The 22550-nt window shown below is 68.5% G+C and carries 23 protein-coding genes and 1 pseudogene; 14 read left to right on the forward strand and 10 right to left on the reverse strand.

Annotation, left to right across the window (positions count from 1 at the left end; genetic code table 11):
* Nucleotides 1-585 precede the first annotated feature (585 nt).
* The 3 genes and pseudogenes from AB0J69_RS54065 to AB0J69_RS54075 all read left to right on the forward strand — a co-directional run.
* On the forward strand, nucleotides 586-1461 hold the full coding sequence (locus AB0J69_RS54065; protein WP_364135477.1) for an alpha/beta hydrolase: 876 nt from the start codon (nucleotides 586-588) through the stop codon (nucleotides 1459-1461).
* Nucleotides 1462-1627: 166 nt separating this feature from the next.
* On the forward strand, nucleotides 1628-1933 hold the full coding sequence (locus tag AB0J69_RS54070) for a transposase (protein ID WP_364135480.1): 306 nt from the start codon (nucleotides 1628-1630) through the stop codon (nucleotides 1931-1933).
* A gap of 60 nt (nucleotides 1934-1993) precedes the next feature.
* A pseudogene (locus AB0J69_RS54075) lies at nucleotides 1994-2353 on the forward strand (transposase); the annotation flags it as partial.
* A gap of 22 nt (nucleotides 2354-2375) precedes the next feature.
* Here the strand turns inward: AB0J69_RS54075 and AB0J69_RS54080 are convergent.
* Together AB0J69_RS54080 and AB0J69_RS54085 are read right to left on the reverse strand one after the other, a co-directional pair.
* Nucleotides 2376-2663 (reverse strand): hypothetical protein, encoded by a 288-nt coding sequence (locus tag AB0J69_RS54080; RefSeq protein ID WP_364135483.1) that lies wholly within the window; start codon nucleotides 2661-2663, stop codon nucleotides 2376-2378.
* 213 nt (nucleotides 2664-2876) lie between these two features.
* A complete protein-coding gene (locus AB0J69_RS54085) occupies nucleotides 2877-3152 on the reverse strand; it encodes a hypothetical protein (RefSeq protein WP_364135486.1) in 276 nt (91 codons plus the stop codon).
* Here AB0J69_RS54085 and AB0J69_RS54090 point away from each other — a divergent pair.
* Both AB0J69_RS54090 and AB0J69_RS54095 read left to right on the forward strand, forming a co-directional pair.
* Nucleotides 3039-3338 (forward strand): DUF4386 family protein, encoded by a 300-nt coding sequence (locus AB0J69_RS54090; RefSeq protein ID WP_364135537.1) that lies wholly within the window; start codon nucleotides 3039-3041, stop codon nucleotides 3336-3338. The genes AB0J69_RS54085 and AB0J69_RS54090 overlap by 114 nt on opposite strands.
* 487 nt (nucleotides 3339-3825) lie before the next feature.
* Nucleotides 3826-5604 carry a ricin-type beta-trefoil lectin domain protein gene (locus AB0J69_RS54095; protein WP_364135488.1) on the forward strand — a complete coding sequence of 593 codons (1779 nt, stop codon included), beginning with the start codon at nucleotides 3826-3828 and terminating at the stop codon, nucleotides 5602-5604.
* A 319-nt stretch (nucleotides 5605-5923) separates the two neighbouring features.
* Here AB0J69_RS54095 and AB0J69_RS54100 read toward each other — a convergent pair whose 3' ends face one another.
* From AB0J69_RS54100 to AB0J69_RS54110, 3 genes are all read right to left on the reverse strand, one after another.
* Nucleotides 5924-8080, reverse strand: coding sequence for a DUF6055 domain-containing protein (locus AB0J69_RS54100; protein ID WP_364135491.1), 2157 nt, complete (start codon nucleotides 8078-8080; stop codon nucleotides 5924-5926).
* A gap of 236 nt (nucleotides 8081-8316) precedes the next feature.
* Nucleotides 8317-8559, reverse strand: a complete 243-nt coding sequence (locus AB0J69_RS54105) for an alpha/beta hydrolase (RefSeq protein WP_364135540.1) — start codon at nucleotides 8557-8559, stop codon at nucleotides 8317-8319.
* Entirely contained in the window at nucleotides 8546-9610 is a 1065-nt protein-coding gene (locus tag AB0J69_RS54110) for a serine hydrolase domain-containing protein (RefSeq protein WP_364135494.1), read from the reverse strand. Before AB0J69_RS54110 ends, AB0J69_RS54105 begins: the two co-directional genes overlap by 14 nt.
* On the opposite strand from AB0J69_RS54110, the gene AB0J69_RS54115 reads away from it, so the two are divergent.
* Both AB0J69_RS54115 and AB0J69_RS54120 read left to right on the forward strand, forming a co-directional pair.
* Nucleotides 9588-9896, forward strand: a complete 309-nt coding sequence (locus AB0J69_RS54115; protein ID WP_364135497.1) for a hypothetical protein — start codon at nucleotides 9588-9590, stop codon at nucleotides 9894-9896. The two genes, AB0J69_RS54110 and AB0J69_RS54115, sit on opposite strands and share 23 nt — an antisense overlap.
* A gap of 253 nt (nucleotides 9897-10149) precedes the next feature.
* Complete coding sequence (locus AB0J69_RS54120) at nucleotides 10150-10944, forward strand: methyltransferase domain-containing protein (RefSeq protein ID WP_364135500.1); 795 nt, start codon at nucleotides 10150-10152, stop codon at nucleotides 10942-10944.
* A gap of 217 nt (nucleotides 10945-11161) precedes the next feature.
* Here the strand turns inward: AB0J69_RS54120 and AB0J69_RS54125 are convergent, their stop codons facing one another.
* Nucleotides 11162-11665 (reverse strand): helix-turn-helix domain-containing protein, encoded by a 504-nt coding sequence (locus AB0J69_RS54125; protein ID WP_364135502.1) that lies wholly within the window; start codon nucleotides 11663-11665, stop codon nucleotides 11162-11164.
* A gap of 95 nt (nucleotides 11666-11760) precedes the next feature.
* On the opposite strand from AB0J69_RS54125, the gene AB0J69_RS54130 reads away from it, so the two are divergent.
* Nucleotides 11761-12336, forward strand: coding sequence for a dihydrofolate reductase family protein (locus tag AB0J69_RS54130; protein WP_364135505.1), 576 nt, complete (start codon nucleotides 11761-11763; stop codon nucleotides 12334-12336).
* Nucleotides 12330-13166: an MBL fold metallo-hydrolase gene (locus AB0J69_RS54135; protein WP_364135508.1), complete on the forward strand. Its 837-nt coding sequence runs from the start codon at nucleotides 12330-12332 to the stop codon at nucleotides 13164-13166. The genes AB0J69_RS54130 and AB0J69_RS54135 overlap by 7 nt, the downstream gene beginning before the upstream one ends.
* Nucleotides 13167-13373: 207 nt before the next feature.
* Here the strand turns inward: AB0J69_RS54135 and AB0J69_RS54140 are convergent, their stop codons facing one another.
* Nucleotides 13374-14633, reverse strand: coding sequence for a helix-turn-helix domain-containing protein (locus tag AB0J69_RS54140; protein ID WP_364135511.1), 1260 nt, complete (start codon nucleotides 14631-14633; stop codon nucleotides 13374-13376).
* Nucleotides 14634-14671: 38 nt separating this feature from the next.
* Between AB0J69_RS54140 and AB0J69_RS54145 the strand changes: the two genes are divergently transcribed.
* Nucleotides 14672-14983: an acyl-CoA dehydrogenase family protein gene (locus AB0J69_RS54145; RefSeq protein WP_364135514.1), complete on the forward strand. Its 312-nt coding sequence runs from the start codon at nucleotides 14672-14674 to the stop codon at nucleotides 14981-14983.
* A gap of 82 nt (nucleotides 14984-15065) precedes the next feature.
* Nucleotides 15066-16505, forward strand: a complete 1440-nt coding sequence (locus AB0J69_RS54150; protein WP_364135517.1) for a HAMP domain-containing sensor histidine kinase — start codon at nucleotides 15066-15068, stop codon at nucleotides 16503-16505.
* A 59-nt stretch (nucleotides 16506-16564) separates the two neighbouring features.
* Here AB0J69_RS54150 and AB0J69_RS54155 read toward each other — a convergent pair whose 3' ends face one another.
* On the reverse strand, nucleotides 16565-17434 hold the full coding sequence (locus AB0J69_RS54155) for an NAD(P)H-binding protein (protein ID WP_364135520.1): 870 nt from the start codon (nucleotides 17432-17434) through the stop codon (nucleotides 16565-16567).
* Between the two features lie 58 nt (nucleotides 17435-17492).
* On the opposite strand from AB0J69_RS54155, the gene AB0J69_RS54160 reads away from it, so the two are divergent.
* The gene (locus tag AB0J69_RS54160; RefSeq protein WP_364135523.1) at nucleotides 17493-17858 is read left to right on the forward strand and encodes a helix-turn-helix domain-containing protein; all 366 of its coding nucleotides are present in this window, start codon (nucleotides 17493-17495) and stop codon (nucleotides 17856-17858) included.
* Between the two features lie 179 nt (nucleotides 17859-18037).
* Here AB0J69_RS54160 and AB0J69_RS54165 read toward each other — a convergent pair whose 3' ends face one another.
* Nucleotides 18038-19468, reverse strand: coding sequence for an MFS transporter (locus AB0J69_RS54165; protein ID WP_364135526.1), 1431 nt, complete (start codon nucleotides 19466-19468; stop codon nucleotides 18038-18040).
* Nucleotides 19465-20049 (reverse strand): TetR/AcrR family transcriptional regulator, encoded by a 585-nt coding sequence (locus AB0J69_RS54170; RefSeq protein WP_364135528.1) that lies wholly within the window; start codon nucleotides 20047-20049, stop codon nucleotides 19465-19467. The genes AB0J69_RS54165 and AB0J69_RS54170 overlap by 4 nt, the downstream gene beginning before the upstream one ends.
* 269 nt (nucleotides 20050-20318) lie before the next feature.
* Between AB0J69_RS54170 and AB0J69_RS54175 the strand changes: the two genes are divergently transcribed.
* Both AB0J69_RS54175 and AB0J69_RS54180 read left to right on the forward strand, forming a co-directional pair.
* Nucleotides 20319-21293: an ankyrin repeat domain-containing protein gene (locus tag AB0J69_RS54175; protein ID WP_364135531.1), complete on the forward strand. Its 975-nt coding sequence runs from the start codon at nucleotides 20319-20321 to the stop codon at nucleotides 21291-21293.
* 512 nt (nucleotides 21294-21805) lie between these two features.
* The coding region (locus tag AB0J69_RS54180; protein WP_364135534.1) for an AMP-binding protein at nucleotides 21806-22550 on the forward strand (745 nt) is incomplete at its 3' end.

Below are 22550 nucleotides of genomic sequence, written 5' to 3' on the forward strand. Positions count from 1 at the left end.
TCGACCAAGCGGCCCGGTCGTGAAACATCGATACCCAGCCGCCAGACCCGGAGCGAGTGACTCGTGCAGAGCAGGCCAAGGCAAGACAACGGTTACGGTGCGCTACTGACCCATCGCGTCGCGAAGCACGGTCAGAAACCAGAAGCCTGTCGCTCAACATTGGCAGTGGCTCGCGCAGTATCACCGGTTCGCCTACAGCCTTGACGTGCTCATGCCGCCCTTGTCGATCTTGGTCAGGAGAAAGCCTTCCGCCCGCGTCCCGATTCCCCGGCGCTCTACTGGTCGTGGGGGTGTCATCACGGCCGGGTGGGTGCTGACCACGGCCGTGGTCGCGGGTCTTACGGCCACTCTGCGCCGTACACCGTGAGCACCTTGCGCGGGCACACGGCATCCATACGCGATTCGTGAATTGGCGGAATCACGGCCACCGGCGACGGTCAGCTACCGACGACATCGACGACTGGACACCCACCACCAACCCGGAGAACCTCTTCTAGCGCCGCACCAGTCAACGTTTGCTCTGTAGCGGGTGCAGCGTCGCCGGAATCGGTGCGCCGCAGGCGTGACCAGGGACAGCCTGGCGCCATGGCCGATCGTGGCCGGGTGGCGGGAGATCAACCGGCGGCGGGCATCACCGTCGCCGGCCCGGCCGCCCGGAAAATTGACTCGCCTCGTCAGCGGGAATACCGATGTAATCCCGCCATGCGCATCACCTCAGAGACGTTCGCTGACGGCATCCGCGAACAGCTCTTCACCATCGGAGACATCCCCGGGGTGCTCTGGACGCCCGCCGAGGGCTCCGGTCCCCGTCCGCTGGTCTTGATCGGACACGGCGGCGGCCAGCACAAGAAGGGAGGGGAGGTCGTCTCCCGGGCCTTCCCCTACGTCACCTCCTGCGGCTTCGCGGTCGCCGCGATCGACGCGCCAGGTACCGGCGACAGGCCGGAGCACCCGCAGATCCGGCGGCTCGTCGCGCTCATCCAGGAACGAGAGGCCGCGGGCGAGCCCTTCGGCCCGGCGTGGCCCGCCCTCAACGAAACCGTGGCGGCGCAGCTCATACCCGACTGGCAGACGACCCTGGACGCGCTCCAGAAACTGGACTACGTCGGCGACAGCCAGCCCGTCGGGTACTACGGCCTGTCCCAGGCCGGTGAGATGGGCATCCGCCTCGTCGCGGCCGAACCTCGGATCACAGCTGCGGTCCTCGGCCTCGTCGGAAGCGACTGGCTCACCGACACCGCGGCGCGGATCACGATCCCGGTCGAGTTCTTGCTGCAGTGGGACGATGAAGGCAATCCGCGGGACTCAGTCATGAAGCTGTTCGACGCACTCGGCTCCGCCGACAAGACCCTGCACGCCAACCCCGGCAGCCACTTTCGAGTACCGTCCTTCGAAATCGACAGCTCGATCCGATTCTTCGCCCGGCACCTGGGTAGCCCCGGCACCGCGAGCAGCTCCTGACACCACCGGCGCCACGCCGACGCGCGGTCCGCCGCCAGTGCCATGCCCACTTCCGCCGCTAGAGCCTGTATGAAGTTGAGATCACAGGGATTGCCTGCGCTCCAGACAGCGCCCCTGGTAGGCCTTTGCCATGGCTCGTGGAGACCTCACCGACGAGGAGTGATCCTTGATCGAGCCTCACTTGCCGCTGGGTGAGCGAGGCCCGATTCCGGATCTGCGGCGGCAGTTCAACGCGGTGATGTGGCGGTTTCGGACCGGTAGCCCGTGGCGGGACCTGCCCGCCGCCGAGTACGGGCCTTGGTCCACCGTCTATGACAGGTTCCGCTCGTGGGCTGTGCACGGCGTGTTCGAGCGGTTGATGCGGGCGATGATCGCTGAGGCAGCGACTCGTGGACTCCATCACGGCCCGAGCCCACCGCCACGCCGTCGGGATAAGGGGCTACACCAAAGGGCAAAACACGCGCGACGGTGAGCCCGGCGAAGAAGGGGGCGGGCGACGGCGGGTGCGACGCAGTTTCGTGCGGTGGAGGAGCGCATCACGATCCGTCTGTCTGTGGGGCATCCGCGTACCTGGCCGGGTGGGGTGGCCGCCGACAAGGCGTACTCCTCCTGCGGCAATCGCGCCTGTCTACGTCGGCGAGGCATCAAGGCAGTCATCCCGGAGAAGGCCGGCCAGGCGGCCAACCGCAAGAAGCGTGGTTCCCGCGGTGGCAGGCCGGTTCGTCATGATCTCGATCTCTACAAGGAACGCAACACGGTGGAACGGTGCGTCAATCGGATCGAGGAGTGGCGTGGGCTGGCCTTCCGTTTCGGCAAGACTGCCGACAGTTACCTGGCCGGCCTGCACCTACGCGGAGCCCTCCTATGGATCCGAAGCCTCCGACCAGCCTGAAGATTCGAACTCCGTACAGGATCTAGGGGCAGAGCACCCTGGTTTCCGCGGTCGAAGCCGGGGCGTCGTTGAGTCCCAGGCCGTTGCGGGCGTCATCGCCCGCCCGGCCGAAGATCACGTCTCTGGCCGACCCACCGAAGAAGGTGTCCTTGCCCGGCCCCATGTCCACCTTCGACCGCAGAGAGGTGAAGTTACGGAGCACGTCGTTGCCGCTCCTCGTCGCCGCCCTGATGTGGAGGATTCCCGCGGCCGGGCATGACACCTCGTTGGCGCTAAGCCGGTGCCCGATACCCCAGTACAGCGCTGCCACGGTCGCACCTCGGTGCCGAGCCGAACCCGGGTCGCGCGCCCTTCGACGTAGACAAGGGGCGGCAGAGGGGAGGCCAGCCGACTTCCCTTCGGTCCGCGCCTCGGCGAGCAGGGAAGACCGCGCTCATCGCGGGAGCGCTCTACCTGGTCACCATCGTCACCTCGATCCCCGCGCTCGTCCTCTACAGCCCGGTGCTGAACGACCCGAACTACATCATCGGGCCGGCCCGGACACCGGCGTGCTCTGGGGCGGCTTCCTGGAAATGATCTGTGCCTTTGCCTGTATCGGCACCGCAGTCGTGCTGTTTCCGGTCAAACGGCACAACGAGGCCGCCGGCTCGGTTTCGTCGCCGCTCGGGTCCTGGAAGCCGCCATCATCGTCGCCGGCATCATCAGCCTCCTGGCCATCGTCACCCTCCGGCAGGCCGCCACCGCCGGCGCCGACGCGGGCTCGCTCGTCACCACCGGCAACGCGCTCGTCGCGATCCACAACTGGACGTTCCTGCTCGGGCCCGGCCTCATACCGGCCGTGAACGCCTTGTTGCTGGGCTACCTGCTGTATTCCTGGCTGGAGGCTTACCGTTCCCGCAGAGTGACCGAAATCGTCTGGCCTCGTCACCGGGTACTGAACCACTTTCACGGCCACGCCCCGATTTCCGGCCGGCCGTCTGACTGACGGACCGGCCACGAAAAGGACTCTCGCCGTTGGCGAGCGTCAGCATCATCCAGGTGGCCGCGGCGGCCACATCCGGCTGAGGGGCTGGCGGCGAGTCCACCCGTTTGGTGGACGCCTTACTCCACCGTCACCACCCAGTTGGCGTTCGGCCGGCGACCGAACCTGGGCGGCTGCAGCAGGCCGGTGGCCGACGTTCAGCGGGAACGAGCAGCGCTCGAAACGATGCGTTTACCTCCATTACCCAGATTATTGACATCGCTGATAGCGCGATCTAGGCTGCGGTCGAATCGATTCGATCCAGGGCATTCTGGTTTTCGCGCCGCCCTCCCCCCACGAAGCCATTCCACTCACATGTGCGCCCAGCACCCACGAGTGAGGAGAGCCCACAATGAACGTTGGCGACCTCGTCCGCCGAGTCCGGCTGTGGCGTCCCACAGCATCGCTCCCGGTCCATCCGCCGCACCCCCGCGTGTCTGAGGAGTCAGGTGTGGGCATCGCACCTGGCAGGCAGCGCAGAAGCCGCCGCGCGATCGCCGCCATTCTCGCCGTCGGCGCACTCGTCGCGGGCCCTGTCGTGACGTCCGCCGCGCCGGCCCAGGCCGCGGACCAGTCCATCGCCGTCGACTTCTCCGCCGGCGGCGGCACTCCGACCTACCGGGCCTCCGGTTGGATCTACGGCATGACCGAGAACGCGTCGGGCCCGCCAGATCAGTTCTTCACCGACGTGAAGTTCCGGTACATGCGGGCCGGTGGGGCGCAGCTCGACGCCCCTGGCGGCTGGGTGTCGGGCAAGTACGACCGCCGGTGGAACGCCACCCGCGCCCAGCTGCTGCGCACCCGGTCACTGGGCGGGGAGTTCATCCTGCTCGTCCATGATCTCTGGGGTGCCGACGGCTACCCGATCTCGCGCTTTCCCGGCGACAACGGCAACTGGACGGACTACGACAACTTCCTCACCCGCCTGATCAACGACGTGCGGGCCACCGGCGCCCCGGTGCAGTGGGACCTCTGGAACGAGCCCAACATCACCCTGTTCTGGAACCGCCCCCAGTCCCAGTACTTCGAGCTGTGGCGACGCACCTACCAGCGCATCCGGGCGGCGTTCCCGGCGCAGCTCATCGTGGGACCGAGCTGCGCGTGCGTGCCGTCCACCGGACACGCCTTCTGGAACCAGTACCTGGACTACGTCAAGGCCAACAACGTGGTGCCCGACATCATCAGCTGGCACTCCCTGCCGGGCGACCCGGTGGCCAACGTGGCGGCGGCCGACACCACGTTGAACTCCCGGGGCATCGCGCACCCGCGGCCCTACCAGATCAACGAGTACGGGGCGTCCAACGAGCAGAACCCCGCCGACGGGTCCTGGTACATCGCGCGCCTGGAGCGGGCCGGCGCCGACGGCCTGCGCGCCAACTGGGCGGGCGGCGGAAACCTGCACAACGACCTCGGCAATCTGCTCGTCCGCAACTCGGCGGGCCAGTACCAGCCGAAGGGCGAATGGTGGGCCTACCGCTTCTACGGCTCGCAGACCGGCCAGATCGTGTCCGTCACCCCCAGCGCCTCGTACGACGCGTTCGCCACCAAGGCGGCCGGGACGGCCAAGATCCTGGTCGGCGGCGGCAGCACGACCGGCAACATCGCCGTCGACCTGCGGCGCCTGGACACCACGAGCGGCATCGTGCAGAACAATCAGGTGCGGGTCGTCGCCGAGCGTATTCCCTACAACGGCGGCGGCGCCGTCGCGGCTCCGGTCACCGTCCAGAACTCCGTGGTGAGCCTGTCCGACAACGCCGCGACGGTCAACCTGCCGCACACCGCCATCGACGACTCCTACACCATCACGCTGCTGCCGCCCTCCTCCGGCCCCGGCGACGGGTCGACGTCGGTGTTGCGCAACGTCAACGCCGGCCGGTGCCTGGACGTCCCGAACTCGACCACCACCAACGGCACCCAGCTGCAGCTTTGGGACTGCGGCAGCGGCACCAACCAGCGCTTCACCCACACCTCAGCCAAGCAGCTGCAGGTGTACGGCAACAAGTGCCTGGACGCCTACGGCCAAGGCACCGCCAACGGCACCCGGGTGATCATCTGGGACTGCAACGGCCAGACCAACCAGCAGTGGAACGTCAACGCCGACGGCACCATCACCGGCGTGCAGTCCGGCCTGTGCATGGAGGCGAGCAACTTCGGGACCGGCAACGGAACCAAGGTGCAGCTGTGGTCCTGCACCGGCACCAGCAGCCAGAAATGGAGCCTGCCCGGCTGACCCGCCGGCACGCGGAAGGTCTGGACTCCGTACGGATCTGGCCGCGCCTGCCTTCGCGACGACAGCGGCCGCAAGAGGCCCGGCGGCGAGAGCCTTCTCGCCGCCGGGCCGTGGTTGGCGAATCGATTCGATGAGCCGGAGAGCGCGCATCCGACCGGGCCGTGGGTTGCGCAGCGGGCCAGGAACCGGTTGATCGGGTCGGGGGACAGGGCGGAGGGGTTCGGGTTCCTCATCCGCCATCGGGATACCGCCCTGCGCGTGACAGGGTGCTGACGCCGGCGTGGCGGCTCCCGGGCCGGGAGCCGCCATCCATGGGCCGTCAGCCGAACGCGCGGACCTCGAGCAGTCCCACCGAGCCCTGGCCGCTCTGCAGTACGACCCGTAGGCGGGTGGTGCTGACGGGGGTGAACGTGACCCGGTTGTAGGTATCGGCCGTGATCCCGTATCCGCTCGGCCCGGTCACGTCGGCGTACGCGCTGCCGTTCCAGTACTGCAGCTTCCACGAGGCGGGCGTACGCACGCCCCCGCCGTCGTCGAAGAAGTAGACCTCCGCCGACTTGATCGTCTGGGCTGAGGACCAGGTCAGCTCGGCCCATTGGGAGCCGGTCTCGGGCCAGGTGCCCCAGCGCGGGCTGGGCACGACTCCGTCGTTGATCGCCGCGGTGCTCTCCCAGGGCGAGGTGTACGAGGCCGAGGGCGTGGCGCTCGCGGCCAGGTTGACCGGATCCGGGGTGGAGCCGCCACCGAAGGCGAGGTCGTCGTCACTGAAGATCGGGTGGGCCGGGTTCACGTCCGCCTCGCCGCCGGCGCCGTCGCAGCGGCGGTCGGGATTGAACATCAGGTACGTCCCGGACCCGCAGGCCGTGGCCGGCTCGGCGTCGCCGCCGATGACCACGCTGCCGCTGAGGTTGGCCCCGCCCTGGACCAGGGCGCTGTTCTTCACCACCGCGTTGCCGGAGACGGTGGCGCCGCTGTTGACCCAGGCCAGGTCCTCGATGCGGGCGTTGCCGCTGACCGTGCTGTTGCCGTAGACGGCGGCTCGGGGGCCGACGTAGGCGGTGGCGGCCACGTTCGCCCGGTTGTCCACCCAGCCCCCGCCGTTGGAGTGCCAGTGCCCGTTGCCCGGCGCGGACGGCCGTACGTGGCCCGGCTCGAAGCCCCACGGCGTGGCGCCCTGCAGGCGGAACTGGTACGGGTAGCGGTAGTTGCGGGGGTAGCCGTCGAGGAAGGCGTACTTGTGCACGGTTGCCGGCGCGCCGACGACCACGAGGTAGACGTCCTTCTCGCCCGGCTGGGTCTGGAAGGTCACCTCGCCGTTGGCGGAGGAGTGGACCGGGCCGTACCGGGGCGTGCCGTTCTTCACCGCGACGAACCCGTACGACCAGCCGGACTGCGCGGAGGCGTTGATGTGGCCTCGGAAGCGCATCCGGATGAGGCCTCCGTCGCTGCTCGGGACGAGGCGGATCTTGTTGTAGCCGTAGTCGGACGGCGCGATGGCGTCGGAGACGCGGAAATGCCCGGCCGAGGCGTTGACGGCCTCCACCGCCACGCCGTTGTAGGCGGTGACGAACGGATAGAGGCTGTTGATGAACGGCATGAAGTCGGCCCGGTTGGAGTAGTCCCAGGTGACGTTGCGCTGGGCGTACTCGCCGACGCGGCGGTTGAGCTCCGCCTGGTCGATGCCGGCGATGCGGCGGTAGACCTCCAGCGGGTGCTCGGTGTTCCTGGCCTCGTTCCAGAGGCGGTTGAACATGGCCAGGCCGTCGCGGTCCTTGATGTACTGCAGCAGCATCCAGGCGCCGTAGTGGTGGCGGCTGCTGCTGTAGGCGAGGTTCTCGGTGCGGATGAACCTCGTGAGGTCGCCCGCGGCTGTCTTCGGGTAGACCTGCATCGCCATGAACTCGGCGCTGGCCTCCCAGAACGTCCCGGCGCTCGCGTGCGTGAACCCGTACCCGGGCCTGCCGAGGAACGTGTAGTTCTGGAACACGTGCGCCAGCTCGTGCGCCAGCCCCCACGACCCCGGTTGTGCGGCCCCTGGGGCGATGTTGATGACGCCCACCCTGCCGTCCGTCGAGCCGCCCGTCGCCCACGCGTCGAGTGGGGCGTTCGACCACGTTCTGGTGATGATCACGATGATCTTGTGCTGGGCCAGCAGGCCCGTCTCGGGCGTGAACTTCATGGTGTTCACGTAGAAGGAGTAGAGGTTCTCCAGCTGGCCGAGGATGTTGTCGGGGTCGAACCGGTACTGCGTGGGGGCGTTCCTGGGGTCGGTGCCTGACTGGTCGCCCCACAAGAGGATGAAGTTGGCCGACTCCTTCGTACGCGCCTGGACCCAGGGCACCTCGCCGGTGCTGGCCCAGCGCGACGGGATGTAGACCGTCTTGGCCAGGGCCGCGGCTTGTGCGGGTGCCGTGGGCACGAATAACAGGCCGAGAAGCAGGACAAGGGCGGTCGCGACCGCCCGCGATCGTCTCATTAGCGGTCCTCCAGATCTGTTAGCGCTAACATTCTGAATTCGCTTGCGGTATGTCACATAGCTTTGGGCGGCTCCGAGTTTCGACACCGCAACAGGTCCTGTCAAGGTCCAGCGAGTCGTCCGTGAAGTATCGCCGTGGCGACCTGCGGGCGGGCCTGAAAGTTACATGGGGCGCCCTTCCGGATCACGCCGTTGGGGGAGCGGTGGCTGGTGTACAGCTCAGGCCAGGCGGCGCCTCAGCCAGCGGTGAGCCAGGCGCGGATTCCGTCCATGAGCGGGACGGGCGCGTCGTGGTGGACCAGGTGGCCGGCGGCGTCGATCAGCGAGAGCTCGGCGGCGGGGATCAGGCTCTGCAGCCGCCGGGCGACATCGGTGGGGATCCACGCGTCGTCAGAGCCCCACAGGATCCGTACGGGGATGCTGATGCGGCCCAGTTGATCCTCGTTCTCTTCGAGGAAGCGCTCGTCATAGTGGGCGATCTGCCGGTAGAAGGCGCACCTCTACCATCAGCCGGTCGCCGTCACGCGTGACCTCCATCGTGGAGGCACGGCCCATATGCCGCATCGTGTAACGGCCGGTGTGCCGGTCGAGGACGACAGGGTCGACAGTGACGAAGACCCGGCGGCTGGGGAACTCGTACGGCTCGCCGCGGGCGATGGCCGTCAGGGCGCCCTCGATCTCGGCGAACGCGGTGTTCTCGATGTTGGACAGCACGGTCACGAAGAGGTCGTCGCGACGGTGGTGCGCCGAGACGCTGACGAAGCCGATGGTGCCGCCCGAGCTTTCGACGCGGTCTCCGTGTACCGCGTAGCCGTAGCCGTAGCCGTAGCCGATTCCGTCGGCCGCGGCGTGCGGCTTGACCAGCTCCGCGAGCGATTCGGGACGCAGCAGGTGGGGCAGGCCGCGGTTCCAGCGGTGCAGGTCCTCGACTGTCGAGTGCAGGGCCCCTGCGGCGTCCTGGTTGGAGTTGTGCAGGTACGGGGTTCGAGTGAGGCGGCCGTCGCTCGCCATATAGCCGGCAGCGTGGCCTTCGGCGGGATCGTCGGTCAGGCCGCTGTGCTCCATGGCCAGTGGGGCGAAGACGTGCCTGCGGAGGTACTCGCCGTAGGTCAGCCCGGACGACCGCTCGATCACCTCGCCGAGCAGTGCCCATCCCGAGTTGCTGTAGCTCATCCGCGCGCCGGGCTCGAACAGCAGCGGCCGGTCCTTGAAGTCGGCGATGAGCGCCGCTCTCGTGCGCGGCGTTCCCATGATGCGGGTGAAGCCATCGGTCGTGACGTAGTCGGGGATGCCTGAGGTGTTGGTCAGCAGGTGGTGCAGGGTGATCGCGTCGCCGTGCGGGTAGCCGGGCAGGTGGTGGCCGATCGGATCGGTGACGCGGAGCCGACCCTGCTCCTGGAGCTGCAGGATCACGATCGCGGTGAAGGCCTTGGTCTGGGAACCGATCCTGAACGCCGTGCGCGGCGTATTGGGCACAGCGTGCTCGTGGTCGGCGTGGCCGTATCCCTTGGCGAAAAGCCGCCGGCACACGCTCCGCGACCTGCTGCGCAAGGCGCTGTCCGCACCCCCGCACTCCACCAGGTCCGACTTCGCGCTGGCGCTGCGCTGGCACGCGTTGCTGGATTCGGGCGAGGCACGGGAATTGGTGGCGGCGTCCTCTCGAGCGCTGGGGGGCCGGCGGGCGGAGATCGCCGCGGGGCGGGAAGCGAAGGCGGGGCTGTCGCCGCTGGCCGACGCGCTATTCGAGAACGCCGAGGCGCATCTGGCCGCCGACGCCAAACTCCTGGAGGACATCCAGCGCCTGCTCGACCGATGACAGCGAGCCGTGGCCGCATCATCACTGGGCGGGTGGCCGAGCCCTCGCCCATGATCTGCGTGATGGCTCTGCACATTGAGCTGACAGGGAACTTCATCGACACCGGCACCGACTCCTACCGCCTGGCCCCGACCCGCGCCCGCGCTGAACAACGCATCGTCGGCTGATCATGGACAAGCCCGGACCGGGGAGGAGTGCCGCAACTGGCGGTAAACCATTTGTTGGTTCTGCAGGTCTGCCGACATGATCAGGTATGGCGGTGACAAGGGAGCTGCTCGCCTACTACGGGCAGGACAGGGAGCACGGTCGGCTTCGTGAAGGGCGCGGCCGGCTGGAGTTCTGGCGGACACAGGACGTGCTGCGCCGAGCGCTGCCGCCGGCACCGGCTCGGGTGCTGGACGTGGGCGGTGGCACTGGTGTGCACGCTGAGTGGCTGAGCGAAGACGGCTACGAGGTCGAGTTGCTGGATCCGGTCCCACTGCACGTGGACCGGGCCGCAGAGCTGGCCGGGGTGACCGCGCGGCTGGGCGACGCACGGCACTTGCCGGTTCCGGACGCGAGCGTGGATGCGGTCCTTCTGCTGGGCCCGCTCTACCATCTGGCCGAGCGGGCAGATCGCGTGCGGGCCCTGGCCGAGGCGCGGCGTGCGGTACGGCCTGGCGGTGTGGTGGCGGCAGCGACCATCAACCGGTATGCGGCCGTGCACGACACGCTCTACACGCATTCTTACCTGGAGGAGCGGGAGCGGCAGGCCGTGCACGCGGCCATGGCGGACGGGATCATGATGTCTCCGGGGCACGGTTTCACCGCCTACTTCCATGATCCGGACGAGGTGCCGGCGGAGTTCGCCGATGCTGGGTTCCCCGAAGTCGAGCGGTACGGGCTGGAGGGCGCCTTGTGGCTGTATGGCGACGTCAACGACTGGCTCGACGATCCGGAACGCCGAACGCTCATGCTCGACGCCCAACGCTCGATGGAATCCGTGCCTTCGCTACTGGGAGTCAGCGGCCACATGCTCACCATCGCCCGGCGAGATCAGTGTCCATGAAGCCGGCAGGTGTGCGGTCCCGGGGCCGTCCACGGCACGCACCAGGCCATCTGCGACGTGCCCCGGCCGCCGGCAACGCTCGCAGGTCAGCCGTTGTTCGGGCGCCTACGTGTGCGCGTCCCCATCCTGTGCGGCACGCGCGTGTCGAACTCGGCCGTGTCGGGCGCGGAGACGGCAAGCTGCCGGAGCCGAAGAAGGGTCAGGGCGGGCCGTTCCGTCACCGTTGATCGATGTGTTCCTGCTCCGTGGCCGCGGCGTAGGCGGTGTCGAGGCGTTCGAACGGGTCTGGACCGTCGTGCGGCTTCGGCGGGGCGCCGAGGTGGCGGACGCGAAGTTCCTCCATGAGCTCCTCGATGAACGCCGGACCCTCGTCGCGCATGAGCTGCTGCCGGCTCCGGAGCTCGCCGCCGCCCGGGCGCCAGTCGAGGCCCCAGTTGCCGAGGGCGTAGATGATCGGCAGAGTCCGGATGCCGGCTTCGGTGAGACTGTAGCGAGCGCGCTGCCCCCGCGCTGCGGTGCCGCGGGTGAGGATTCCCGCGTCGACGAGCCGCACGAGGCGGTCGGCGAGGATGTTCGAAGCGATGCCTTCGATCGACCCGGTGAGCAGCGCCCGAAAGTAGCGGCGGTCGCCGAAGATGACGTCGCGCAGCACGAGCAACGACCAGCGATCTCCGAGCACCTCGACGGCGGCGTTGATAGGACACTCGGACCGTGGTTCCACGATTCCTCCTTGACAGGTATTTCGTCCTCCATATAGTACTTGCAGAATGCAATCACTCTTGGGATGAGGCGATGATGGGCCGCTTCGTTTATTCGATGCAGGTGTCCCTCGACCTGCGGATCGAGCAAGTTCCTGGGGACAACGGTGCCGGTGAGTGGCTGCGCCTCGGCGAGGAGCTGCACCGCGAGGCCAATGCGCGGACGCGGGCGCTCGCGCTCATGGTCCATGGCCGGGTCTACTACGAGGTCATGGAGGAGTTCTGGCCACGCGCGGGCGAGGACGCGTCGTTGCCGGACTACATGCGCGAGTACGGCGAGATCTGGACGGCCAAGCCCAAGGTGCTTGTCTCCCGTACGCGCCGCAGCGCCGATCACAACACCCGGATCATCGGCGGAGACGACGCGATCGAGCGACTCGCCGCCCTGCGGGCCGGGACCGACGGCAGCATCAGTGTGGGCGGCGCGGCGCTCGCGACGCAGCTGCTCCGGGCGGGGCTTCTTGACGAGCTGCTGCTCTTCACCCATCCCGCGATCCTCGGCTTCGGCAGGCCGCTGTTCGACGACTACGACGTGCCGATCGAGCTCGACCTGCTCGAGCAGCGATCGTTCGAGCAGGGCGTCACGATGCATCGTTACGCCATCCAGGACGCAAAGGAGGCGAGCTCGTGCTGAGGCAGGTCGCGGAAGGTGTGCTGGTGCACGAGAGCGAGTTCGTGCAGAGCAACGCCGTTGTGGTGCAGGGCCGGGCCGGCGTGTTGCTCATCGACCCCGGGGTGACCGGCTCCGAGATCGACTGCCTCGCGAACGACCTTCTCGAGCTGGGTCAGCCCGTTGTGGCAGGGTTTTCCACGCATCCGGATTGGGATCACCTGCTCTGGCACGCCCGGCTCGGCGAGGCGCCCCGTTACGGCACGGCGCGCTGCGCGGCCACCGTCCGGGATCAGCTGTCGGACGCAGGTGCGAAGGCCGGCATCGCCGCCCACCTGCAGGAGACGGAAATCGCCGGGCAGGTACCGCTGGACCTGCTCGGGCTCATCACCGGCCTGCCCGCCGAAACCGCGCAGATCCCTTGGGATGGCCCTCACGTCCGGATCATCGAGCATCAAGCGCATGCACCGGGCCACGCGGCGCTGTTGATCGAGGAACGCGGGGTTCTCGTCGCCGGCGACATGCTGTCTGATGTCCTGATTCCGATGCTCGACCTGAACGGCACCACTGACCCGATCGAGGATTACCTCGCCGCGCTGCGGCTGCTCGAGGGCGTGGCGGGCGACGTCGATGTCGTCGTCCCGGGTCACGGGTCCGTCGGCGGAGCTGATCAGGTGCGCGTACGGATCGAACAAGATCGCGCATACGTGCACGCCTTGCGTGACGGCCGGGATCCCAGCGACCCGCGGATCGGCCCATCGGCCAAGCCCGGCTGGGAATGGGTGAGCGACGTGCACGGAGGGCAGCTCCAGCGCCTCGCCCAAAGAAGCGAGCGCGACGGGACGCCCCGCTAGCGATCGGCGTGCGACCCAGCCAGTACGCGCGGGTCGCCAGCCGGGCTGGTCAGTGCCTGGCGGGCCCGCCGCCGGCACGACCTGTATCGCGTCAAACTCGCGCGTAGGGTCTGATCTGGGGATTCGCTGATCGAGCCAGGCGGCTCGGCGTGATTGTCCTGCAGGACGGCCTGGTGAGCGTCGCCGTGCATGGCATCACCGAGCATTTCATGCCGGGCTGCGAAGGAGCGTTGAGCCGAGGTACTGAACGGCGCGCAGTGCGACTTCCAGATCGGCGTGCCCTTGCTGGACCGGGTGTCCCATGATCTCCTCGGCTTTCCGGATGCGGTACTGCACGGTGTTCTTGTGCAGAATTTGAGCGCCGGCGGTAGCGGTGTAACTGCAGCCGGTGTCCAGGAAGATCTGTGCAGTCTCCCGAAGCCGTGCGCTGCTCTCGTCATCGGCGGCCAAAGGACCCAGGACGCCCCACACCCAAGCGCGCAGGTCGTCGATGTTCGTAGCCATCAAGGCGATGGGAGCGACCGTGGAGAAGTCGGTGAACGGGGGGACTGGTTTGGCCACTGCCGCAAGTTCCTGCGTGCGTACTGCCTGCCGATGCGTGGAACGGAATCCCTCGATGCCGTAACCCACGCAACCAGTGCACACGTGCACGGAAGGATCGCTCCGCTCGACCACATTCGACAGCTCCTGCCATGAGACGTCGCGGTGCGCGCCCAGGGGCAGCCAAGCCCAGGCCAGAACCGCATCTCGAGGGACGAACAGCGGCCTGGCGGGGCAGTCGAGTTTCCGGGCGATCTCGTTGGTGATCCGGTCGAGTCGAGCAAGTCCCGCACCTTCACCCTTCAGCGTGGGCAGCCAGGCCACCAGGCCGAGGTGGTTCTGCCGGAGCCGGTAGCCAAGGGCTGGTTCAGCCCAGTCGAGGTCGACGTTCTTCTCGGCGAGGATGTCTCGCACGCGCGCGGCGCGCGCGGCGGTCTGGCTGAGCAGCCAGTGATCGCGTTCATGTTGGTAGACCACGACGAGATGTTGGGTAACCTGGTCGATGTAACCGAAGCTCACCTGAAGCATGCGACGGGTGGCCGCGCTGGAGAGCTTGTCGCCGTCGCCCTGTCGGTCGAGCTCGTCCAGACACCACTGCAGAAAACGCCAGTGGCCGATTCGGTAGGCCCTGATCAACGCGCTCAGCGGGACACCCCTCTGGGCCAGCCTCCTGGCCTGCTCAGAAGCAGCCGCAGGCCCCTCGATGTTGTCCAGAGGTATGTCGTTCTCGAAAATGTGCAGCAACGTGGCGACATTTTCGGCGACGCTCGCCTGCAGCATCTTGGTGACGGAGGGATCACCCCTGAGCTCCGGGATCTCGGCAATATTATGCTCCCCGACGTCGCGGCTGACCTCCGCGAGATATGACCCGACGTTCTCCGCGACTACGGACAGTCGTTTGGCGGCCTCAGAATGCTCCACAGCCATACTTCCACCCTACAAGTCCGTTTCTTTGGGAACGCAACATGTCGGACTCTGGCGAGCCTGATGCTATTCCCGGCAACGGATTAGTCCGTCAGTACGAATTCCAACCCGAAGTTCGTATCGCGCGCCCAGTGGCTGTCGTGCGGTCCACGCCTAGCATCTGGTTACGGACGGGACCGTCTGGCGCGCGACCCTGGGCATCTGTCGGCGCGCGCACCGCCATCGCGAGCTACGAGACAGCTCTGGCCTACGCCAAGCAGCGCAAGCAGTTCGGGATGCCGCTGGCCGCCTTCCAGCTCATCCGGTACCGGCTATCCCGGATGCTGGCAAGCAGAACCCCATGCTCTCCATGATTGGCTTGAACAGATGTTGAACTGGAACCGATCTTCCCTTCGTGCTCGTAGGCCCTTGGCGTTGTGCGCTGTCGCGGCACTGGTGTTCATCGGAATCGGTGTGCTCTTTCTCCTCTTCACGGGCAACAAGGATGCCGATGCGGCCCGGGCTCGGGTCATCGGGTCGTGGGACCGTGTGGTGCCCCTCATCAGACAGGGGTACCTCCCATCTGTGCTGCCGGCCGGCAAGGACATGGCGATCCAGGTCCTGGACACTCACGGCCGGGTCGTCGCGGCGACCCCGCAACTCGTCGGCAAGCCGCCGATGGCCACGTTCCACTCGGCCACGAAGACCGTGCGCGCCGAACGGGTGCTGTGCCCTCCGGCCGGACTGAAGGGCTGCATGACCGTCGCCTCCTACAAGGTCTATCAGCCGGATGGGCCCTGGCTGCTCTACGTGGCGGTCCCAACGGTCCCCTGGTACGGGAGCACCACAGCGCTGGTTCTGGCGATCGGCACGCCCCTGCTGATGACCGCGATGGTGACAGCCGGGACTTTCCATCTGGTCAACAAGGACATGACTGCGGTGGACGCCATCCGCATAGAGCTAGCGGAGATCACCGCCACCGACCTCCACCGCCGGGTCCCCGTGGCCGGCGACAAACAGGAAGAGATCAAGCTCCTGGCCGAAACAGTGAACGACACCCTCGACCGCCTCGACCGCGCATACAAGCAACTGCGGCAGTTCACCTCGGACGCCTCTCACGACCTGCGCAGCCCCCTCACCGCCATACGGACTCAACTGGAGGAGGCGCTCATACACCCGCAGGACACCGACTGGCCAAAGATGGCCGCGGCAGCGCTCGCAGGAGCGGACCGGCTCCAGGCGATCGTGACCGACCTGCTGACCCTGGCCCGGTTGGATGCCCATGCCCCCCTCCAGCGCAGCCCCACCGATCTCGGCCAGCTGGTCGGCGCGGAGCTCGACCGCCGGACCCACCGGATGGAGATCGTCAAGGATCTGCAGCAAAACATCTACATCCACTGTGACACGCTGCGAATCACCCGGCTGCTGGGCAACCTGTTGGACAACGCCGAACGCCACGCCACCTCACAGATCACCGTCAGCGTGCGAGCCGACGGACCAACGGCCACCCTGGAGGTCCTCGACGACGGCGCAGGAATCGCCCCCGACCACTGGGAGACGGTCTTCGACCGCTTCACCCGGCTGGACGCCTCACGCGACCGGGACGCAGGGGGGACCGGGTTGGGACTGGCGATCGCACGGGAGATCGCGGAAGCGCACCAGGGCACCTTGACCATCCAGAACAGCGAACGAGGAGCACGCTTCGTTCTGCGCCTCCCCGTATGCGAATCGTCTCCGGTCCCTAACCGAAGCACCCACCATGCCAGGGCCTCGGCACATCGAAGTCCACCACGTCCGCAAACTCCGCCGGCCTCACCACCCGGCCGGGGCGACCACAACCCGCGTGGGCACAGCTCATGGTCAAGAGGCGACGCGAGCCTGTCACCTGAAGAGTGATACCCCCGGCGACGCAAAACCCTCGTGGTCTGCGAGCACTTAAGCCTTATTCAGCAGGCTCAGAGACGCCAGTCCTGGCGCGTGGCCCATTCACGCACGGTCGTCGTCCCGGTCCCGATCACCGCCGGGTCGGGGGCAGGAGGCGGCGGCGTTCCCGGGGAGGGCGGAGTGTAGGCGGCGGCGACGCCCGCGGCGGCCTCCTCGCCGGTGAACGGGCCCAGCATCCGGGCGTACTCGTTCGGTTCGACGGTCCGCCAGCGCACCTCGCGCCCCAGCGCCGCGGTGAGCTCCGCGGCCACCTGGTCGCCGGTCAGCGCCCGCGGGCCGGCCACGATCCGCAGCGGCGGCGGGGCCGGATCGGTGACGAGCCCGGCGATGACGCCCGCCAGGTCGCCGGCCGCGAGCCAGGGTACCGGCAGCTCCGCCGGCAGCGGGTAGGCGATCTCCCCGGCGGCCACGCGCGGCAGCGACCAGGGGGCCGCCAGATTCTCCATGTAGGTGAACGCCGGCCCGACCACGGTGGCGACGTCCACGACACCCTGCAACTCGGCGGCCAGCAGCGCCCGGGCATCCACGAAGGGCACCCCCGTGGGCTCGAGGGCCGATGGACCGCCCGTGTTGAACACCGCCCGCGACACCCTGGAACCCTCGAGCGCGGCGAGCACCGCCTCGGCCTGCGGCACCGCCGCCTCGGCGGCGAAGACCAGCGGCAGTTGCACGACGACCGCATCGGCCCCGGCGTAGGCGTCGGTCAGGGACGCGGGAACCGACAGGTCCGCGAAGACCGCCTCGGTGCCCGCGGGCAGGCCGAGCGCGGAGGTGTCGCGGACGGCGGCACGCACGTGGTGGCCCGCGGCGAGGAGACGGCGGACGACGGGGCTTCCCTGGGTGCCGGTCGCTCCATGGACGACAACGGTTGATCTGCTCATGGACCGTTACATTAGTTTCCCGAATGAAGTAGTACCTAGAACGAAATATTGTTTCCGTATGGAAACCAATGCGGTGGACGTCGCCGCTCGCCTGGCCGCCGCCTCCCAGCGGGGTTGCGGCGTCGAGCGCACGCTCAAGGTCCTCGACGGCAAGTGGACGACGCTGATCATCCGGGAGCTGCTGACCGGCCCCAAGCGGTTCGGCGAGCTGCGCTCGGCCCTGGGGGACCCCAGCGCCAAGACCCTCACCGACCGGCTGCGCGCACTGGAGAACCAGCGGATCCTCACCCGTACGGTGCACGCGGAGGTGCCGCCGCGGGTCGTCTACGAGCTCACCGAGCAGGGACAGAGCCTCAGCGGCATCCTGCACGCCATGCTCGTGTGGGGCGAAGAGCACCCGCTCATCGACGAGCCCCAGAGATGATGGGACCGGGAGCCCGGTCCCGCCATTGAGGTATGGCTGGACAGCTGCTGCGGGTCATGGCCAAGTGCGCGGCCACATCGCGGTCTTCCTGGAATATCGCGATGGGAAGATCATCACTCGGCGGAACTACGACTTCTGTCGAACTGCGCGGCCGTCGGCCTCCATGATCTTCCTACAGGTCACGCGGCAGCGCGCGCGGGCAGCCTGACCGCCGCCGGGACGCCGAGCGCGGCGACGGCCGCGAGAAGCAGCAGCGTGGGCCCCATCGCGCCGCCGAAGGCCGCGGGCGTCCACCGCGATCCCCCCTCACCGGCCTGTCCGGCGGCCAGGCCGGGCGCGATCAGCGTGATCGACGTGGTGGCCAGGGCGATGCCCAGCGCGGGGCCGATGTTCATGATGGTCTGCTTCAGCCCGCCGGACACCCCCGCGTCGGCGGCGGACGCCTGTTGCACGACGACTGCCGTCGCCGTGACCATCACCGTGCCGAAGCCGGCGCCCAGCATGAGGAACGCCCCCGCCATCGCCGGTGAGGCCGCCGATCGATCCACGCCGGCCAGCAGCAGCATTCCCGAGCTGAGCAGGGCCATCGCGGCCAGGGCCGTCCGGCGGGGACCCTGCCGGCGCAGTAGCACGGCGGCGACCGGCGCGCCGACCACCATCATCACCGCCAGCGGCAGCACGCGCAGCCCGCTCTGCAGCGGGTCCAGCGCCAGGACCTCCTGCAGGAAGTAGCTGCCGACGAACAGCGCCCCGAACATCGCCGCGGAGGCCGCCAGCAGGACGGCCAGTGCTGCGGTCAGCGCCCCCGACGCGAGCACATGCCGGGGTATCAGCGGGTGGGCGGCGACCCGCTGGTGCTGGACGAACGCGCCGCCCGCCGCGACGGCCGCGGTCAGCCCGAGCGCGGTGCCCACGGTCCATCCCGTACGCGGTACCTCCACCAGGGTGTTGACCAGGCACGCCAGGGCCGCGGCCAGCAGGCAGGCGCCGGTCAGGCCGAGCCGGGCGGTGCGGCCACCGGCACCGACGCCCGCGCCGGTGTCGCGCGGTGCCGGCACGCGGACGGCCAGAGCGGCCACGCCGATCGCGAGCGCGGGAGCGACGTTCAGGAGGAACACCGAGCGCCACCCGAAGTGGGCGGTCAGCGCGCCGCCGACGAGCGGGCCGGCGGCGGCCGCCAGGCCGATGGCGCCGCTGCGCACCGCGATGGCCATCGCGAGCCGGTCGGCCGGGAACGCGGCGCGCAGCATCCCGAGGGTGGCCGGTTGCAGCAGCGCGCCGAAAAGTCCCTGGGCGACGCGCAGGCCGATGACCCAGCCGACGCCGGGCGCCAGCGCGATCGCCGCCGAGGTGGCGGCGAAGCCCAGGGTCCCGGCGACGAAGACCTCCCGGTGGCCGTAGCGGTCGCCGAGCCTGCCTGCGAGGACGAGCAGGGCGGCCACGGCGATGAGGTAGCCGGTGCTGGTCCACTGCACCTGAGCGAACGAGGCGTGCAGGTCCCGTTGCAGGGCGGGCTGGGCGATGGTGAGCACGGTTCCGTCGAGCGCGACGATGACCGCCCCCGTGACACTGGCGGCCAGCGTGAGGCGGCGGTGACGTTCCGGCCTCACCGCGGTTCCGGCCCGAGGTGCGCCTCCAGCGTGGCCCGCAGCAGCGGTTCGAGCTCGGCCGAGCCGGTGGTCAGTTGCAGGCTGCCCCAGGCCCACAGTTGGGCGATGCCGTGCGCGTTCGCCCACAGCACGCCCGCGGCGATCCGCGGGTCCACGCCCGGCCGGAGGCCTGCCCTGGTCAGCAGATCCGTCACGACGTGGAACAGCGGCAGGCTGGCTTCCCGCAGGCCCAGATGGTTGCTCTCGAGCAGGTCGTGGCGGAACATCAGCTCGTACATGCCGCGGTTGGCCAGCGCGAAGCCGAGATATGCCCGGCCCAGCGTCGTCAACTGCGCGCGCGGATCCGCCCGGCCGTCGCCCAGCGCCCGGGCGACCTCGGCGCCCAGCGCCGCGAAGCCCTCGCGGGCGATGGCGGAGAGCAGCTCCAGGTGGGTGGGGAAGTAGCGGCGCGGTGCGCCGTGCGAGACTCCGGCCCGCCGGGCGATCTCACGCAGTGACAGCGCCTGCGTCCCCTCGCGGGTCACCAACTCCACGCCGACCTCTATCAGGCGGGCACGCAGCCCGGCGTCCTCCTCATGCATAGACACTGTCTACCAGTGCCGAGTAGACGGTGTCTACGCCACGGCCGTGACCTTGCCGCACACGGCCAGCCCGACACACGCCTTCGGGAGTGCTTCCCCAATAGAGGCGACAGATCGTAGAACAGCATCCGAGGCCCCTGGTCGTGGCGGACGTGATTGTGATGATCAACCCGTCTGCCAGGAGTTGAACCTGGCCTCGGGCGGATCAGCGGCCAGTTCTGATACGGGATAATCGTCCCGTCCATGAAATGCCGATCCGAGGGAGCGTCATGACCGCGCCTCCGTCGGCAGGATGGTCTGGTATCGATGGGCGTGGATGGGCTGATCTCGAGGCGATCCGCGTCAGGCTGGAAGCGGGTGCCGACCCCAATTCGGGCGTCTACGCCTTCGGCAGTTACGAGGGGAAGCCGCTGCACTTCGCGGCCGAATGGGGAACTCCTGAGACAGTGGCCGAGTTGGCCCGTCGCGTCGACGACGTCGATGCCGAGTTCGACGACCGGACCGCCCTGTGGACGGCTGTGTTCGCCCGCCGCCTGGACAACGCCCGTGCCCTGGTCGCCGCCGGAGCGGACCCATGGCGGCCCATGATGGCCGGATGGTCTCCTGGGCGGCTCGCCCTCGCCGGTCCGACACCCGGCCTGTTCCCGATCCCCGCAGGGCACCCCGGCCTGACCTCCGACGAGGCCGCGACGGCCGCGGAGGCGCGGCGGCTGATCACCGCACTGGAGAACGTCGACGACGACCACATGGGTGTGGCGTGCGTGGCGGATCTCACCGCGGCTGAGGCTGTGCGGCGGCTGGAAGCCCGGCCGGCCGGCGACAGTGCCATCGAGGCGGTCCTGGCTGATCCATGGGCCGATCCCGATGCCCATCTGGGAATCGTCGGAATCACCGAGGTCCCCGGCGGATGCGTCGTCACCCAACCCTGGGGATATGTCCCTTCCATCCCCGAAGTGACCCTGCCACTGTCCGAGGGAACTGTCTGCTACAGCCTGTTCGCCAACCCCAGGAGCGGCAACCAAGGGCTGGTGAGCCGCGATGGAGCGATCGAGGACTCCGACACGCATCCCGGCGGCGGCGACGCCGGTGGACACCTGACGGCCGACGAGATTCTCGCCGAATACCTCTACCAGGGCGAGGCCGTGGCATATTCGTGCGCCATGGCGGGACTGCGACTGCCTGACGCTCGGGCCGTCGTTGGCCCGCCGGATCTGTGGTTGCGGCTGCCGGAACGAGACCGCTGAAGCCGGACGGTCAAGCTCGTGACGATCCCGTGATCGCCACAGGCACCGGCCGGCTGACGGCTACGGGACAGTTCGGGGTTGATCCTGTTCGGGTTCGTGTCTCGAAAGGGCAGGCGGGATTCATGGGCCTGCGTCGGAGGCAATGATCGGATGGGGTGTCGGCCGTGCTCGGTGCGTGCTCGTGCGCCCCGTCACGCACCATCAGTCCTGGCACTGCCGACACGCGAAACGCGCTGCGGAGGTATGACCGCTGCTCGACTAGCTCAGCGCCACCCGCTGACCCAGCCACGTACGGTCAGTCGTTCCACACGGCGGCGACCTCCGTCATGTTTGCTCTTCATACGAAGAGGAATCACCAAGGTCGGACCGCCACTGTGATCGCCACCGATCGCCGCGGCAGGGCGGTGGCCTTATGGGCAGGTTCCTTGTCGGTAGCGCCCAAACCACGAGGGCCACTGCCACGTGACTTCAACGCGGTAGCGGCCAGGCGCCCCTCGAAGAGGAGTGAATTCGTGCGCGAGTACAGCGTCCCGAAGCTGGTCGAGGTGCCCGCCTCGGCGAGCCTGGCCGACACCGTCTTCAGACGGGCCGAGCAGGAGCCCGGTGCCGTCGTCATGCGCCGCAAGACCGACACGGGATGGCCGGCGGTCACCGCGGCCGAGTTCCGCGACCAGGTGGTCGCGGTCGCCAAGGGGCTGATCGCGGCAGGTATCGAGCACGGTGACCGGGTCGCGTTGATGTCGCGCACTCGCTACGAGTGGACGCTCGTCGACTACGCCATCTGGTCCATCGGGGCGGTCACTGTGCCGATCTACGAGACGTCGTCGGCCGAGCAGGTCGCCTGGATCCTGTCCGACAGCGAGGCCAAGGCGGTCTTCGTCGAGCTGGACAGGCACGAGGAGATGGTGCGCGCGGCGGCCCTCAGGCTGAAGGCGCTCTGGCGCGTCGATGGCATGCTGGAGAGCGGCGACGTCACCGACGCCGAGGTGACCGAGCGGCGCGCCCGGGTGACCGGCGCCGACTTGGCCACGATCGTCTACACCTCGGGCACCACGGGCCGGCCGAAGGGGTGCCGGATCACCCACGACAACCTGCTGTTCACGGCGCTCAACGTGTTGCGGGGACCGCTGGAGCCGCTGTTCGCCCGCAAGGATCCGGCCGTGCTGCTGTTCCTGCCGCTGGCGCACATCTTCGCGCGGATGATCCAGGTCGTGCTGATCGAGGCGGGCGCCGTCATGGCGCACACCCCCAACATGA

Source organism: Nonomuraea sp. NPDC049709, assembly GCF_040674815.1.
In the GTDB taxonomy this organism is placed as follows: Bacteria; Actinomycetota; Actinomycetes; order Streptosporangiales; family Streptosporangiaceae; genus Nonomuraea.